We start from the raw sequence: 14309 nt of genomic DNA on the forward strand, positions 1-14309 counted from the left end.
GCTGTAATCACCGCAATGCTCGCTATGCGCGGATAGCGAAGCTCCTCGCGTAGGCCGTAGCTACCGTCTCGCTACCCCACATCTTGCCGTCGATGAGCCGTTGAGAATGTTCATCGCCAGGCACGGCTACGCCAACGCGTGCGGCTGCTTCGCGATACAACTGCGTCTGATTGATCCGCGCCGCGATTTCCGCGTAATCCGCGCGTGCGTCGATCATGCCCCAGCGTTCGAACTGCGTGAGAAACCAGGCGCCCTCGGCGGCGCGCGGGTAGTTCACCGCGCCGTTGTCGAAGAACCGTACCGGCAGGCCGCGCGGCGCCGAGGCAGCGATTTCGTTGCCGAAGCGCGCTGCGATCAACGCTTCGTCGATGCCGATGAACTCGGGCCGCGCAAGCCAGTGTGCAATCTCCTCGCGATGTCCGGCGCCGTCGAGCCAGCGGCATGCTTCGAGCATCGTCTGGACGAGGGCGCGCGCGGTATTCGGATTCGCGCCGACAAAATCGTGCCGGCATGCCAGCACTTTCTCGGGATGATCGGGCCACACCTCGCTCGTATAAGCGACTGTTCTGCCGACACCGTTCGCTTCCGCCATTGCGTTCCACGGTTCGCCGACGCAGAGGCCGTCGAGCTTCTCTTCGGAAAGCGCGGCGACCATTTGCGGCGGTGGAATCACCACGCTCTCGGTATCGCGCAATGGATGCACGCCTTGCGACGCGAGCCAGTAGGGCAGCCACATTGCGTGCGTGCCGGTGGGGAAGGTCTGCGCGAACACCGGCTTGCGGCCGAGCGTCGCCAACGCTTTGGGCAAGCTGCCGTGTTCGGCCAACGCATCGGCGAGGCGCGTTGACAGCGTGATCGCCTGGCCGTTGCGATTGAGCACCGTCAGCACGGCCATATCCGTTTGCGGACCGCCGAGGCCAAGTTGCACGCCGTAGACGAGGCCGTAGAGCACGTGCGCCGCATCGAGATCGCCGGACAGCAGCTTGTCGCGCACGGCGGCCCATGACGGCTGGCGGCACAACTCCAGCGTCAGGCCATGGGCGTGGCCGAATTCGAGCAGCTTGGCGGCGACGAGCGGCGCCGCATCGGACAGTGCGACGAAGCCGAGCCGAAGATGAGTTTTCTCGAGCGGTGCAGGCACGGACGAGGGGGAGGCGGAGGCGGCAGAGTTCATGAGCGGCGCTTCATTTGAGCGATTCCGCCGACGCGATAACAGCACGCGCGACTTCGGCGAGTTTGACGCCCTGGTTCATTGCGCGTTTGCGCAGGTTGGCGTACGCAGCGTGTTCGGTGATCTTCTGTTGATCCATCAGCAGGCGTTTGGCGCGATCGATCAGCTTGCGTTCGGTGAGTTCGCTTTCGACTTGCGCGAGCCGTTCGCGTAGCTGCGACTCCTGCGCAAAGCGTGCGAGCGCCACTTCGAGAATCGGCGCGAGCCGTTCCGTGGCGAGCCCTTCGACGAGATAGGCCGTGACGCCCGCACCGACCGCGTCGCGAATCAGTTGCTGGTTCGCGTCGTGGCTGAACATCAGCACCGGACGGGGCGCGGTGGCATTCATCACCGCGAGCTGTTCGAGCGTATCGCGTGACGGCGATTCCGTATCGATGATGATGACATCCGGCCGTTCGCTCTGCACCACGCGGTGCAGCGCTTGCGGCGTCGCCGTGCCGGCCAGCATCTCGTAGCCAAGTCGTGCGAGTGCGTCGCGCAGATCGCCTATCGGCTTGTCGGTATCGGTAACGAGAAGAACACGCAGCATGGGGTAGGGTTTATCGACGGCTGACCATCGATAAAGCAACCTGTATGCCAGTGCCAGCCAATCACGGCGAAGCTAACGCAATCACGGGCTTATCAGCGGTGCCGGGAAAGGAGGCTGCACTTGCGCGGTGCGTCCGCGGGGTGTGCACCGAAGCGGGGCGCCACATCACACCACGCCACACCACACCTGCAGCGCAGCCCGCACTCTTCATGCCGGCGGCCAGTTCTGCGATGACGCCCGGCCGGGCAAAGTAGAGAAAGGGAACGCGTGCGCCGATCAATACCACCGCGCGTAACTGCGGGGTGAGAACAGACAGCTGACTGCAATCATGGCGGCTATGCTAACTGCGAGCATGATCCATGCAGCCCCAAACCCGCCGCTCCAGCCGCGAACGATCCCGGCAAAAACGGGCGCGACGGCGGCGACGATAAACCCGACACCCTGAGTGAACGCGACCAGTTTTCCCGCGACGCGATGATCGGCCGAATGATCCATGGCGGTCACGAGTGTCAACGAGAACGTCCCGCCAAGTCCGGCGCCGGCAACGCCGACCCAGACCAACGGCGCCGCATCGGGCCATAGGATCAACCCGAGCAAGCCGACGAACTGGGCGGACAAGCCCAGAACCAGCCACGGCCGCCGGTCCCGGAATGGCGCTGCGGCCAGCGGAAGCAATAAAGCTGCTGCTGCCTGAAACATCGTCATGCTGGCAAGCAACGAGCCGCTATCCGTGACACTCACGCCACGCTGCTGATAAAACGCGGGCAACCACGCGACGAGCGTCGTGTACCCACCGTTGACGATGCCAAAGTAAAGGCCAAGTGTCCACGCGCGCCGTTTGCGCCACAAAAGAGGCGCCACGGGGCGCGTGACAGCGGGCTGTGCTGCAACGCCGGCCGAAGACCGAAGATTCAGACCCAACCAGCAGATCACTGCGATCAGCGCAGGAATAGCCCATACCGCGAGCCCCGCATGCCACGATCCCGTTGCGTTGCTCACCCATGGACTCAGGCGCGCCCCCAGTCCGCCGCCACCCATGATCGATGCCGAGAAGACACCCATTGCCAACGGCACCCGCGTATGGAAGCGCTGCTTCATGACCGCAGGCAGCAGAGCCTGAATCGCCGCGACACCGACGCCCGCCAGCGCAGCCGTCAACAACAGGCCGGCGCCGCTTGCTGCCGTTGCCCAGCGCGCGCCGCAAGCCAGGCCGATCGCCAGCAAACCGAGCGCGACGCCGCGCGTCTCGCCGATCGTACGGGTCAGCGCACCGGCACCGAATGCGCCGATGCCCATCGCGACAACCGGCAGGCTCGTCAGCAATGACGCGCCGTAGAAGCTCAGGCCGGTTGCCGCGCGGATCGTCGTCATCAATGGGCTGATCGACGTCAGCAAGGGTCGCAAGTTGATGCCGATCACCACGATCACGCCCAGCCACAAGGCATCACGCCACGTCAGCGCGTGGGATGCAGGGGTGGCGTCGGTACGGGCTGAAGTGGCGCTGGAGTGCGAATTCACAATGGACCTGGAGGCGAGAGGTGGACGCTGCCGGTAGGCGCAAAAAAGCTGCGCGACCTTGGCGGCATGGCTGGAACAGCGTGTCGAAGGGAGCGAAAAATTCATCCGAAACTTTTTTGGTCAACAATAGTATCATTAAATGGTTAACCATTTTTTGTGATTCCCGGTATAGGCTACCGTGTAGCCGCGCCGTGAACACATGGCGCTGGTCGTGCGCCATCGCTACAATGCCCGGCGACATCGCTCCATTTCCGTTACTGAATTCATGGCCCCACGTTCCCGAAGTGCCTCGTCTGCCGCTGCAGAAACGCCTCCTCACACCGTGATCGAAGACGATCCGGTCACGATCGAAGAGCGCATTTACGCGTCGATTACGGCGGCGCTATTGCAAGGCCGTTTGCGGCCGGGTGCGCAACTGGTCGAGCGCGATCTCGCTGCCGCGTTTGGTTGCACGCGTGGCGCGTTGCGCAAGGTGCTCGCGCGGCTGGGTTTCGAGGGCAAGCTGGTGCTCGAGGCGAATCGCGGCGCGTTTGTGCCGTCGCCGTCGGAAGAAGATATTCGGCAGGTGTATCGCGCCCGGCAGATCGTCGAGGCCGGCATAGTTGCGGCTTTATCCGGGAGTTTGAGTGCGGCTCACAAGCGCCGCCTGCGCGCGCATGTGCGTGGCGAGGAGAAGGCGTCACGAGCGGGCGCGGTCGAGGAATCCGTGCGGCTCGCGGGCCAGTTTCATGTGTTGCTGACCGAACTCGCGGGCGGTACGGAATTGCTTGGTCTCGTCGGGCAACTCGTCGCGAAGACCGAGCTATACAAGGCGTTGTTCGATCCGTCGAAGGGTTCGACCTGCTCGGCGGACGAGCATATGCAGATTATCGAAGCGCTCGATGCGGGAGACCTGCATGCGGCACTCGCGGCGATGCGCGAGCATCTGTCGGAACTGGAAGAGCGGGTGGTCGAGCAGGTGCGCAGGAGCGCCGCCGGAGAGGATCTCGTTGCGGTGTTCGGGGCGTAGGAAAGCACAGAAAGCGCAGGGAAGCGCACGGCAGCGCTGGAAAGCGCAGGTAAAGAGGGCGTAACGCGTGCGGCGCCGAGGCGCGCCGCTCGGGCTCGAGTCAATGATTCAAGCCGGAGAAGGCGCGCGAAAGGCTTCGCGAACAACCAGACAACAACAGTTCACCACGCCTTGACCGACCACGAAGCAGGTCGTTGAACGGTCAGCGTGCCGCCAGCCTTAACGGCGACGGAATTGCGTATTGCGTGCGCCGCCGCCACCGGTGGCGCGCTCGTCTTTGTGACGGAAATTGATCCGGCCTTTGGTCAGATCGTAAACCGACAGTTCCAGCGTCACGCGGTCGCCCGCGAGAATACGGATGTGATTCTTGCGCATGCGTCCGGATGCGTAAGCGCCAACCACGACGCCGTTGTCGAGCGTCACGCGGTAACGACTATCCGGAAGTACTTCGTCGACGATACCGTCAAGTTCAAGCAGTTCTTCTTTCGCCATGCATAACTCCTGGTCGATGGGATAAGTGGGTGTTGGCCACGCAGTTAAGCCTGGCGCAACATCTGATACGGTTGACAGTTGGCTTTCAGGCCAGCTGCTGCGGCACCAGCAGATTCGCTGATAGTACCGCTCAAAGATCGGCGACGGACTGGCCGTCTACACGGCCGTCGATCAATTGCTCGGCGTGGGCCATGCACGCAATGCGCGCCTTGCCCGTGCCGTCGAACGGAAACAGATACTGCAGACGGAACACACGCCCGTCGGCCGCCGGATTGGCGCCTACGCGGCAGATGCGCACCGACGCGTCGTAGCCTGCGTCCGGATTGCGGCTCGTTTGACCGTCCGCCGGGCGGCGCGGATAGACGAGCGGGTGAATTTCGTAACCCTTGTACGTCTTGACAGCTGAATTCATGAAGCACGTGTCCTGTATTACGTGGCCCCCGTGTCACGCGTGTTACGCGTGGCACAACAGGCCCGGCAGCGCTGCACCTTGGGGCGCGCCGCCATGGAAAAAAGGGTTGGCACAGGCCCGATGGCAAGGGCATGAGCGCGGCCGCGCAAAATCGCGGATTCGATGGAGAAGAAACACGCTGATGTCGCGCAGACATCGGGCGCGTAAAAGCTGAACCACTCAGCTGCACAACTCGCGACGGCGAATGCAGGCGGCGCATTGCCGGAGTGACGGGATCGCCGACAGGCGGCGGTCGAACAGTCGGGGGTGGTGCGGAGACGCCAATTGAAACTGTGCTTGATACGGCCGGTGTTACGGATGCGGAATACAGCTATTCCAATATGATGCACTAAATGGGGCTAATTGGATAGCAAAAAGTTCCGTGCGCGGGCAAACCGCCCAACCGGCGGGGCGTTGGACAAGAAAAGGCTGCTGCGAACGGCGCGCCGGCCGCTGACCGGTGCGCCGCGCCCGAGGCGGCGCCGTGATGGTGCAGGCGGGCCTCAGCGGGTGGTTTCGGCGACGCGCTTCTGCAACTCGCGTGAAGCGGCGAGCGGAATGCGTGCGTCGTCCCAGCCGGCCAGCCATTCGACTTCCTTCGACGTAAAAATCTGCCCGTGATTGCGCAGCGTGTATTGCAGGGAATCGATGATGTGATTGCGAATGATTTCCGGCGTGCCTTCGTCATCGAGCACGGCACGAAACGCTTCGAGCGTGGCCATCTGTTGCTCCGTGAAAGAGTGGATTCTTTTATCGCACGAAAAAAAAGCGCTGGCCACGCGGACAAAAATCGTTCGGTGCGGATGCAACAACTGAAACCTGTGTACGTCGTCTGGTTGAGCGCCACGCAAAGCGCTGCGCGCGATGCGGCCCCGCAATAAAACTGCGCGGCGCCGTCCTCATGCCGTGGCGGTCGCGGTCGTCGAGTGGGGTCGTTACAATGGCGCGTTATTGCATGTTATTGCGCCTCGCTGCCGGGCAGCGTTGTGCTTGCCTCGCCTGACGGCCATAACCCCGGCGCCTTGCCTGGCTCTTCGGAGCACAAGCGGCGCCGCATCCCTCGAACACTGCGATTTATCAATGCGCAAGACAACCGTCTCTCCTGTGAAAGATCTGCTGCTGGAGCGCTACGCATCCATCGCGGACGGTATCGCGGCGCTGTTCTACCCGTGTGCCGAAGTCGTGATTCACGACCTGCGCGATCAGACTATCGCGTATCTCGTGAACAACCTGTCGAAGCTCGAAATCGGCGGCCCGTCGGTACTCGATGAAGTCCACTATGCGGCACGGGGCCGGACGATCGGGCCGTACGAGAAGCTGAATTGGGACGGCCGGCGTATGCGCTGCGTCAGCAATATCCTGTTCGACGACGACGGCAAGCCGGCCGGCATGCTGTGCGTCAACTTCAACATCGCGGTGTTCGAAGATGTGCGCTCCACGCTCGATCTGTTCATCAAAGGCGGCAATCTGACAGCCGCGCCCGCGGAGGAACTGTTTCGCGACGACTGGCAGGACCGCATCAACACGTTCCTGCACACCTGGCTGCGCGAGCGGCAAATCGGCATCAATGCGCTCACGCGCGAACACAAGCGGGAAATCGTCGAGGCGCTGCACGCGCAGGGCGCGTTTCGCGGCCGCAGTTCCGCGAACTATGTGGCCGCCGTGCTGACGATGGGACGCGCCACCGTCTATAAGATTCTGAAGCAGATGAAAGAGGGCGGCTGACGGTCACTGCACGGTCGTGTCGATCCGGGTGCCCCGTTTGATGAACAGGGTGACCGGCGTTTTCTCGCAGATCTCGGCGAGGCGGTTGCGCTGGCTATCGTCGAGAGGGCCCTCTACCGAAACGGTGCGCCGAATGAATTGGCCGCCGTCGCGCTCGACGTGCAATTCCGTGTCGACCTTGATCCGGCCGCCCGGCCAGGCCTTTCTCTGCATGTACATCCGCAGCGTGGCGGCCGTGCATGCCGCGAGACCCGAGAGCACGAATTCGAAGGGCGCCGGGCCGCTATCCTGGCCGCCTTCTCGCGGCCCTTCATCACCGAGCAGGCTGTGTGTGCCTGCATCGACTTTGACGAGATAGTTGGGCGCGTCTGCGTCCGAGATGGCGCTTGCGATCGCGAGAGTCATTTTTGTCCTCACTGTTTATCCGTGGACCATCTGGCTGAAACGCCCACCGTTGAAATAAGCGGTTGCCGGCCGGAATCTCGTCGGGCAGATCCATCACGAAGGGACCCTGCACCGGATGCAGGATATCAACGTGACGTCGCGTATGCACCCTCGCACCTCACGCTGCTTCCAATCGACGCCTGAAATCGACGCCGTGTGACGCGCTTCATCGTGCTCCCGGATGGTCCGGCGCAATACGGTGGTTGCACCCTCCGCTTGCCTTCGTGAAAAATAGATGCTATTTTTTCATGAAATTATTTGGTTATTTTTTCACGGAGCAGCGCAGATGTTCCACCAGTCCGCCGAGCACGTCGCGAGCTACTACGCGCGCACTTATCCTGGCCCGATTCCGCTGCGCCCGGCTCTGGAAGAGCGCCTGGACTGCGACGTACTTATCGTCGGCGCAGGTTTCAGCGGCTTGCATACGGCGCTACGCCTCGCTCTGGCGGGCAAGCGTGTGACCTTGCTGGAGGCAAGCCGGGTGGCGTGGGCGGCTTCCGGGCGCAATGGCGGTCAGGCGCTGCTCGGCTGGTCCTGCGATATGCCGCCGCTGGAAGCGGCGCTGGGGCTGAAACGTACCCGTCGGCTATGGGACAGCATGTGCTGGGCCGCCGCAGAAATACGGGAGTTGCCGCAGCGGCATGGCTTCGATGCGGACTATCGCGCCGGCAGTCTGTGGGCGGCGGTGCTGCCGCGCCGCGTTGCGCTGCTGCAGCAGGCGCAGCGGGAGGCCGAGGAGAAGTGGGGCTACGACCGGATGCGCTTCATTCCTCGTGAGGAGATGCCGGCGTGGATTGCGAGCGGGCGCTACCAGGCGGCGCTCTACGATCCCGAGGCGGGCCACCTGAATCCGCTAAAGCTGGCCCAGGGTCTGGCGGCGGCGATCGAACAGGCCGGTGGACGTATCTTCGAACAGAGCCGCGTGCTGGATTACGGCGAGACGCCGGGCGGGCTCGGCGGCTATGTGGCGCGCACCGACAAGGGCGCGGTGCGTGCCGACATACTGGTACTCGCCTGCAACGCGTATATCGACCGCCTCGACCGGCAACTGGCGAGGCGCATGTTGCCGGTCGGTACCTACCAGGTGGCCACGGCGCCGTTGCAAGCGGATCTGGCCCGTTCGCTGCTGCCGCGCAACAGTTGCGTGATCGACAACCAGTTCGTTCCCGATTACTTTCGCCTCAGTCCTGACAACCGTCTGCTATTCGGTGGCGGCTGCACGTACGCGGGCGGCATTCCCAAGGATATTGCCGCGGCCACCCGGCCTTACCTCGAACGGGCGTTCCCGCAATTGCGTGGGGTGGAGCTGGAGTTTGCCTGGGGCGGACATATCGATATCAGCATGAAACGCACACCCGATATCGGCCGGCAAGGCGAGCGCTACTGGTTGCAAGGCTATTCGGGGCACGGCGTGCTTCCCACGCTCGCCGCGGCACGGGCCGTTGCCGACGCGATCCTCGGCGACGACAATCTGCTGGATCTGTATCGGTCCATCGACAATCCGCCGTTTCCCGGCGGCGCGTTGCTGGCGGCGCCGCTGGAGGTCATGGGTAAGACCTGGTACCGTCTGCGCGACAGAATCTGAGAGAGCCTGAGAGAGGGGATGGAAGATGAACAAGCAGGAAGAAATCGAAGGTCTCGCGATACTCATTCGCGACCTGCGCAAGCATAAGAAAGTGACGTTGGGCGCATTGGCGGAAAAGATCGGCCGCTCAGTGGGTTTCCTCTCGCAAATCGAGCGTGGTCTCTCGCGTCCGACCGTTGGCGATTTGACCGCCATCGGTGAAGCGCTTGGCGTACCTACCACGTATTTCTATAACCTGAGCAAGCCGCGAGCGCTGCCTTGGGTGACCCGGCCCGATGAACGCCGCACCCTCTATTACGCCGAGGGCGTGACCGACGTGCTGGTGTCGCCGAACATGTCGGCGGCCTTTTCGATGCTGGAAAGCCACCTGGCGCCCGGCGCCAGCAGCGGCGATAAACCTTTGAACGACAGCGACGAGCAAGGTGGCTTCGTCCTCGAGGGCGAGTTGACCATCTGGCTGGACGACGAGGCGCAGCCCGTGACCCTGGGTCCTAACGACGGCTTCCAGGTGCCGGCGCACGCCCGGTTCCGCTACGCCAACCTCTCCGATCAACCGACACGGGTGCTTTGGGTGTTCACCTAGTATTCCGGCGGACCTCTGGATGAAGCATCGGACCTGACGCGGAACAAAAATCTGGATTGCTAATTACTGGCATCGTCAATGAACGTGATAAGCGACCACGGCGAACTTAACGCCCCATCACGGCACTGACTTGCCCGCGCCGATCCATCGCAACTTTGCACTGAATCTCAACCCTCGCGCTTGCGCGTGAGAAGGACAACACCATGACGTCCCCCAGCGCTGATCTGCTTAGCGAAGTGAGAGCCTTCCGCGCGGCCTATCCCGAGGTGCGCTACGTCGACCTCATTTGCCTGGATATCCCCGGGCACTTTTACGGCAAGCGGTACCCCGTGGAGATGCTCGAGAAGGTCGCGGGAGGCAGTCTGCTGAAATTGCCGCAGAACTGCATTCTGCTGGGTGTGCAGGGCGGCCTGTACCCGATTGGCGACTATTGCTTCAACGACGGCGACCCGGATGCGGTGCGCCGCCTGATTGCCGGCACCCTCAAACCCGTGCGATGGGAAAGTCAGTTGTTGGGGCAGATGTTGATCAGCTCGGACGGCACTCACGCGCCCATCGTGTTCGAACCGCGCGAGGTTCTTGCGCGCGTGCTGAAACGCTTCGAGCGGCGTGGCATTCGCCCGGTCGTGGCCTTCGAACTGGAGTTTTACCTGTTCGACGCCCGGCTCGCCGACGGTCTGCCGCAGTTCCCGCGCGATCCCTTCTGTGACGACAGGGACGACCAGCCGAACATGCATATCGAGCGGCTGTCGCGCTTTTCCGGGGTGCTCGATGAAATGGTCGAAGTCACACGCGAGCAGGGCGTGGACGCTACTGTAATCACGGCTGAACTGGGACCGGGGCAGTTCGAGATCAACTTTGCCCACAACGACGATGGCCTGCGCGCCGCGGACTGGGCCGCCCTGTTCTGCCGCAGCACGCGCGGCGTGGCGATGAAACACGGCTACCGCGCCAGTTTCATGAGCAAGCCTTATTTGCAGGCGCCAGGCAGCGGCATGCACGTGCACGTGAGTCTCTACGATGAGGCCGGCAACAACCTGCTGGCGGCGGACGGCCAGCGCCCGTTACGCCACGCTGTGGCCGGGTGCCTCGCGCTGTTGCCGCATTGCATGCCGGTCTTTGCCGCCAATCACAACGCGTTTCGCCGCTATGGCTGGAAGGCGAATGCCGCGAGCCGGGGCAGTTGGGGTTTTGAAGACCGCGACGCCTGTATTCGCATTCCCGAATCGGACGATCGCAACCTGCGCATCGAACATCGTGTGGCGGGCGCCGATGCGAACCCGTACCTTGTGCTGGCCGCGATACTCACCAGCATGGAGCACGGACTGGACGCCGGGCGCGAGCCCATCGCGCCGCTCAATGAAGACCGCGCGAGCGGGATCGACTTCCCGAAGGACATGCTCACGGCGGTCGCCGCGATGCAGGATCATCCGGTGGTGCGCGCGGGAATGGGCGAAGAGTTCGTCATGGTCTACTGCGAGAACAAACGACAGGATCACCTGGATTTTATGAACGACGTGAACGCGCGGGAATACCGCTGGTTTCTTTGAGCGCGCATCGCGACTGTCGATCGCTTGACGCATCAGTATCAATCAGCGATTTTTCACGCCTCGGCACGGGTTTAGAATAACGGCCGCAACAAGACCGCGTGCTCTGTTTCGGAGAACGCCGGGTCGTCTACATACATTCCGTCGACCGGAACAGGAGCAGTTGAATGGTGCGTTATCGACACTACAAAGGCGGTATTTACGAACTGATTTGCGAGGCCACGCTGGAGTCCGACCCAACGGTCACGATGATCGTGTACAAAGCCAGCAATGGTACGATCTGGACGCGTCCGGCTTCGGTATTTTTCGAGCTGGTCGAAATCGACGGCGCCAAGGTGCCGCGTTTCGCGCCGATCAACTAGACGGGCTCGCTCAGGCGATCGCACGTGCGATCTCTGCCGAAGCAGCGTGTGCCGCCAGGTCATTACAAACAGGAAATCTGAATGCGTTTATTGCTTGCCATCATTCTGCCGTGGTTTCAGTTCTTCACGATTGGCCGGCCGTTTGCCGGCATCATCTGCCTGATCTTGCAGATCACGTTGATCGGCTGGATTCCGGCCGCGATCTGGTCGGTGTATGCGTTGAGCCAGTACAACACCGACAAGAAAATCGCCCGCGCGATGGGCAACGGCCGTTGAGGCCGGCTGCGAGCTTATTCGCCGCGCGCCTGTAACTCGACCGCATCCGGCACTTCGAGCACCACGTCGGTTTCCGCAATCGCCACGCACGGCAGGACGTAGCCTTCTGCTTTTTCTTCCCGGCTGAGGCCGGGCCACTCGATCGTGTAGCGCACGCGTCCTGCCGTCATTTTGCAAATGCAGGTGCGGCACGTGCCATTACGGCACGAGCGCGGCAGGCGGAGATTCGCAAAGCCGGCGGCTTCGAGGATCGTGAGCGAATCGGGCGCTTCGAAGCTTTGGCCGAGCGGCTCGACGCGAACGAGAGGCGGGCGGGTGGAGTCGGACATCGTGTGAGCGGGTGACAGATTGCGCCACACTTTACACGCTACGCGCTTGCAGTACGCTGCCGGGCGTCCATGCCTCAGCGTCGCCGGGTCAATGCGTCGTGTTTCCGCGCCGCAGATACCGATACACCGTATTTCGCGCCAGTCCCAACTCGCGCGCGGCAGCCGACACATTGCCGTCCAGCCGCTCGAGCGTTTGCGCGATCAAGGTGGCCTGCCAGTCTTCCATCCGGGCGGGCGACGCATTCATGGGTGCGGCCTGTCGTTCACGCCCATCACCCCCGTTAGCATTGCCGGAGTGGCCTGAGCGTGACACCAACGGCTGACCGCGGACGTCGGCTGCCAAATCCCTGCAATCCTGCAGAAAATCCTCCGGCAAATCTTCCAGTTCGATCTGCTCCGCGCCTTCGGCCATGATGCTTGCGGTGCGCAGCACGTTAGCCAGTTGCCGCAGATTGCCGGGCCAGCGGCATTGCGCAAACCGCTCCAGAACCTCATCGGATACGCGCCGCGGCAAACGCTCGCCATCCGGTTGCAAGGCCAGCATGCGCTCGACGAGCACTGCCAGATCGCTGCGCTCGCTCAGCGCCGGCAGGGTGACGACGAGGCCGTTGATCCGGTAATACAGGTCTTCGCGGAAAGTGCCGGCTTCAATCATTTCGCGCAGATTGCGGTGAGTCGCGCAGACGATGCGCAGATCGACCGGAATCGCCCGCGTGCCACCGAGCGGCACGACGTTGCGCTCCTGCAGGACGCGCATCAGGCGCACTTGCTGGGCGAGCGGCATATCGCCGATTTCGTCGAGAAAAAGCGTGCCGCCGTCGGCCTGCACGATCTTGCCGACGCTGCCGCGTTTCTTTGCGCCAGTGAACGCGCCGTCCTCATAGCCGAACAGTTCCGCTTCGATCAACGTATCGGGCAAGGATGCGCAATTCAACGCAACGAAGGGTGCGCAGCGTCGGGGCGAATCGTGATGGATCGCGCGGGCGAGCCATTCCTTGCCGGTGCCGGTTTTGCCGAGCACGAGAATCGGAATATCGCGGCCGCGCAGCTTGGCGACTCGTCGCAGGATGGTGGAGACTTGGGTGTCACCGGTATCGAGCGTTTCGAGTGTGGCGGGCGGTGCGGGTGGCGTAGCTTCGTAAGGTCGTCCCGCAGCACGTGCGCCGTTGGAAGCGGTTGCACGCGCCGCGTCAGGCAGGGCTTCCGCCGAAGCCACATAACGTGGCGCGGCAAATTCACCGCGTGCGACCACCCGCACACCGCTTGGCAAGGTCAACTCGACGCTTTCGCCGGGCGCCCGGGCGATCTGTTGCAGCAGCTGGGCGAAGGCGGTACCGAACAGCGCATCGAAGCGCTGTCTTTGCAGGCCGGCGAGTGGCTGGCCGAATTGAAACAGCGCGCTGCGATTCGCGGACAGGAACGTGCCGTCCGGCGCAAAGGCGGCAAGTCCTTCGTACAGCGTACCGATGAATTCGGCGCGTGCGTGAAAGTGGACACGAATGGCGTCGGCGAACTGATTGGAGAACAGGTGATTTTCGATCATCTGCGCCGACATCCGCACGAGCGCAAGCGTGTGCTTGTGGAAGCCGCGCGTGTCGCCGCTGACATCGAGCGCGCCGATGGTGCGCCCGAACGGATCCGCGATCGGCGCGCACGAACAGGTCAGGATCCGGTTCGCGTGCAGGAAATGCTCGCCGGCATGCACGACGGTTGGCTGCCCGTCGACGAGCGCGGTGCCGATCGCGTTTGTGCCGCGATCCGCTTCGGCCCATGACACGCCCGGGCACAGCGCGACGCGATTGGCTTTTTCAACGAAGTCGCTGTCGCCGAGACTGTGGAGAATCACGCCGTGATTGTCGGTAAGCAGCACCATGCTTTGCGTGTCGACGATCTGCGCGTGCAGGGTCTCCATGACGGGGAGCGCGTGCGTATAGAGCGACTGATTGCGATCGACAAGCTCACGCAGCGCGACGCGGCGCAGCGGCTGAAAGTCCGGCGTTTCCGACGCCCGCAAGCCGACTTCGAGCGAGCGGGCGTGAGCCTGCGCGATGACATCTGGACGACCGACGGCGGGTGGCGTGGCAGGACGATGAGTCAAAGCATGTCTCCGGTTATCGGACCCGGCAGGTGCGTTGCCCGCCATTGCGTTGCGCAGTGCAGCATACGGGGTGGATGCGTGCTTGCGGCTGAACATCGATATTACAGGACGAAACGGGAGCGGAGCGAAA

General features: G+C 62.8%; 16 protein-coding genes. 7 read left to right on the forward strand and 9 right to left on the reverse strand.

Annotated features, from left to right (window positions below; all coding sequences use genetic code 11):
- Positions 1-22: 22 nt before the first annotated feature.
- From GH665_RS28460 to GH665_RS28470, 3 genes are all read right to left on the reverse strand, one after another.
- Positions 23-1174: a CmpA/NrtA family ABC transporter substrate-binding protein gene (locus GH665_RS28460; protein WP_153140555.1), complete on the reverse strand. Its 1152-nt coding sequence runs from the start codon at positions 1172-1174 to the stop codon at positions 23-25.
- 10 nt (positions 1175-1184) lie between these two features.
- Positions 1185-1760, reverse strand: a complete 576-nt coding sequence (locus GH665_RS28465) for an ANTAR domain-containing response regulator (protein WP_028194712.1) — start codon at positions 1758-1760, stop codon at positions 1185-1187.
- Between the two features lie 276 nt (positions 1761-2036).
- Entirely contained in the window at positions 2037-3278 is a 1242-nt protein-coding gene (locus GH665_RS28470) for a cyanate transporter (RefSeq protein WP_246216395.1), read from the reverse strand.
- Positions 3279-3543: 265 nt separating this feature from the next.
- Between GH665_RS28470 and GH665_RS28475 the strand changes: the two genes are divergently transcribed.
- A complete protein-coding gene (locus GH665_RS28475) occupies positions 3544-4287 on the forward strand; it encodes a GntR family transcriptional regulator (protein ID WP_246216396.1) in 744 nt (247 codons plus the stop codon).
- Between the two features lie 219 nt (positions 4288-4506).
- On the opposite strand, the gene infA is transcribed toward GH665_RS28475, so the two are convergent.
- The 3 genes from infA to GH665_RS28490 form a co-directional block, all read right to left on the reverse strand.
- Entirely contained in the window at positions 4507-4779 is a 273-nt protein-coding gene (gene infA / locus GH665_RS28480) for a translation initiation factor IF-1 (protein WP_012427521.1), read from the reverse strand.
- Between the two features lie 130 nt (positions 4780-4909).
- Positions 4910-5191 (reverse strand): hypothetical protein, encoded by a 282-nt coding sequence (locus GH665_RS28485; RefSeq protein ID WP_007177609.1) that lies wholly within the window; start codon positions 5189-5191, stop codon positions 4910-4912.
- Between the two features lie 542 nt (positions 5192-5733).
- Positions 5734-5952, reverse strand: coding sequence for a hypothetical protein (locus tag GH665_RS28490; protein ID WP_028194708.1), 219 nt, complete (start codon positions 5950-5952; stop codon positions 5734-5736).
- A 358-nt stretch (positions 5953-6310) separates the two neighbouring features.
- Here GH665_RS28490 and GH665_RS28495 point away from each other — a divergent pair, with 358 nt between their 5' ends.
- On the forward strand, positions 6311-6955 hold the full coding sequence (locus tag GH665_RS28495) for a helix-turn-helix transcriptional regulator (RefSeq protein WP_153140558.1): 645 nt from the start codon (positions 6311-6313) through the stop codon (positions 6953-6955).
- Between the two features lie 3 nt (positions 6956-6958).
- Here the strand turns inward: GH665_RS28495 and GH665_RS28500 are convergent, their stop codons facing one another.
- Complete coding sequence (locus tag GH665_RS28500) at positions 6959-7360, reverse strand: OsmC family protein (RefSeq protein WP_153140559.1); 402 nt, start codon at positions 7358-7360, stop codon at positions 6959-6961.
- 325 nt (positions 7361-7685) lie between these two features.
- On the opposite strand from GH665_RS28500, the gene GH665_RS28505 reads away from it, so the two are divergent.
- The 5 genes from GH665_RS28505 (at position 7686) to GH665_RS28525 (ending at position 11752) form a co-directional block, all read left to right on the forward strand.
- A complete protein-coding gene (locus tag GH665_RS28505) occupies positions 7686-8984 on the forward strand; it encodes an NAD(P)/FAD-dependent oxidoreductase (protein ID WP_153140560.1) in 1299 nt (432 codons plus the stop codon).
- Positions 8985-9009: 25 nt separating this feature from the next.
- Positions 9010-9567, forward strand: a complete 558-nt coding sequence (locus GH665_RS28510; RefSeq protein WP_153140561.1) for a helix-turn-helix domain-containing protein — start codon at positions 9010-9012, stop codon at positions 9565-9567.
- A gap of 203 nt (positions 9568-9770) precedes the next feature.
- Positions 9771-11117, forward strand: a complete 1347-nt coding sequence (locus GH665_RS28515; protein WP_153140562.1) for a glutamine synthetase family protein — start codon at positions 9771-9773, stop codon at positions 11115-11117.
- Between the two features lie 164 nt (positions 11118-11281).
- Positions 11282-11476, forward strand: coding sequence for a DUF1653 domain-containing protein (locus tag GH665_RS28520; protein WP_028194702.1), 195 nt, complete (start codon positions 11282-11284; stop codon positions 11474-11476).
- Between the two features lie 81 nt (positions 11477-11557).
- A complete protein-coding gene (locus GH665_RS28525) occupies positions 11558-11752 on the forward strand; it encodes a YqaE/Pmp3 family membrane protein (RefSeq protein WP_028194701.1) in 195 nt (64 codons plus the stop codon).
- A 14-nt stretch (positions 11753-11766) separates the two neighbouring features.
- Here the strand turns inward: GH665_RS28525 and GH665_RS28530 are convergent, their stop codons facing one another.
- On the reverse strand, positions 11767-12081 hold the full coding sequence (locus GH665_RS28530) for a 2Fe-2S iron-sulfur cluster-binding protein (protein WP_028194700.1): 315 nt from the start codon (positions 12079-12081) through the stop codon (positions 11767-11769).
- Positions 12082-12169: 88 nt separating this feature from the next.
- The gene (locus tag GH665_RS28535; protein WP_174771762.1) at positions 12170-14179 is read right to left on the reverse strand and encodes a sigma-54-dependent Fis family transcriptional regulator; all 2010 of its coding nucleotides are present in this window, start codon (positions 14177-14179) and stop codon (positions 12170-12172) included.
- Positions 14180-14309 lie beyond the last annotated feature (130 nt).

The sequence above is a fragment of the Paraburkholderia agricolaris genome, assembly GCF_009455635.1.
GTDB lineage: Bacteria > Pseudomonadota > Gammaproteobacteria > Burkholderiales > Burkholderiaceae > Paraburkholderia > Paraburkholderia agricolaris.

Bases quoted from the DNA above. Each gene is read 5' to 3' on its own strand.
- GH665_RS28460 (WP_153140555.1), bottom strand. From the start codon at position 1,174: ATGAACTCTGCCGCCTCCGCCTCCCCCTCGTCCGTGCCTGCACCGCTC.
- GH665_RS28465 (WP_028194712.1), bottom strand. From the start codon at position 1,760: ATGCTGCGTGTTCTTCTCGTTACCGATACCGACAAGCCGATAGGCGAT.
- GH665_RS28475 (WP_246216396.1), top strand. From the start codon at position 3,544: ATGGCCCCACGTTCCCGAAGTGCCTCGTCTGCCGCTGCAGAAACGCCT.
- infA (WP_012427521.1), bottom strand. From the start codon at position 4,779: ATGGCGAAAGAAGAACTGCTTGAACTTGACGGTATCGTCGACGAAGTA.
- GH665_RS28485 (WP_007177609.1), bottom strand. From the start codon at position 5,191: ATGAATTCAGCTGTCAAGACGTACAAGGGTTACGAAATTCACCCGCTC.
- GH665_RS28490 (WP_028194708.1), bottom strand. From the start codon at position 5,952: ATGGCCACGCTCGAAGCGTTTCGTGCCGTGCTCGATGACGAAGGCACG.
- GH665_RS28495 (WP_153140558.1), top strand. From the start codon at position 6,311: ATGCGCAAGACAACCGTCTCTCCTGTGAAAGATCTGCTGCTGGAGCGC.
- GH665_RS28500 (WP_153140559.1), bottom strand. From the start codon at position 7,360: ATGACTCTCGCGATCGCAAGCGCCATCTCGGACGCAGACGCGCCCAAC.
- GH665_RS28505 (WP_153140560.1), top strand. From the start codon at position 7,686: ATGTTCCACCAGTCCGCCGAGCACGTCGCGAGCTACTACGCGCGCACT.
- GH665_RS28510 (WP_153140561.1), top strand. From the start codon at position 9,010: ATGAACAAGCAGGAAGAAATCGAAGGTCTCGCGATACTCATTCGCGAC.
- GH665_RS28515 (WP_153140562.1), top strand. From the start codon at position 9,771: ATGACGTCCCCCAGCGCTGATCTGCTTAGCGAAGTGAGAGCCTTCCGC.
- GH665_RS28520 (WP_028194702.1), top strand. From the start codon at position 11,282: ATGGTGCGTTATCGACACTACAAAGGCGGTATTTACGAACTGATTTGC.
- GH665_RS28525 (WP_028194701.1), top strand. From the start codon at position 11,558: ATGCGTTTATTGCTTGCCATCATTCTGCCGTGGTTTCAGTTCTTCACG.
- GH665_RS28530 (WP_028194700.1), bottom strand. From the start codon at position 12,081: ATGTCCGACTCCACCCGCCCGCCTCTCGTTCGCGTCGAGCCGCTCGGC.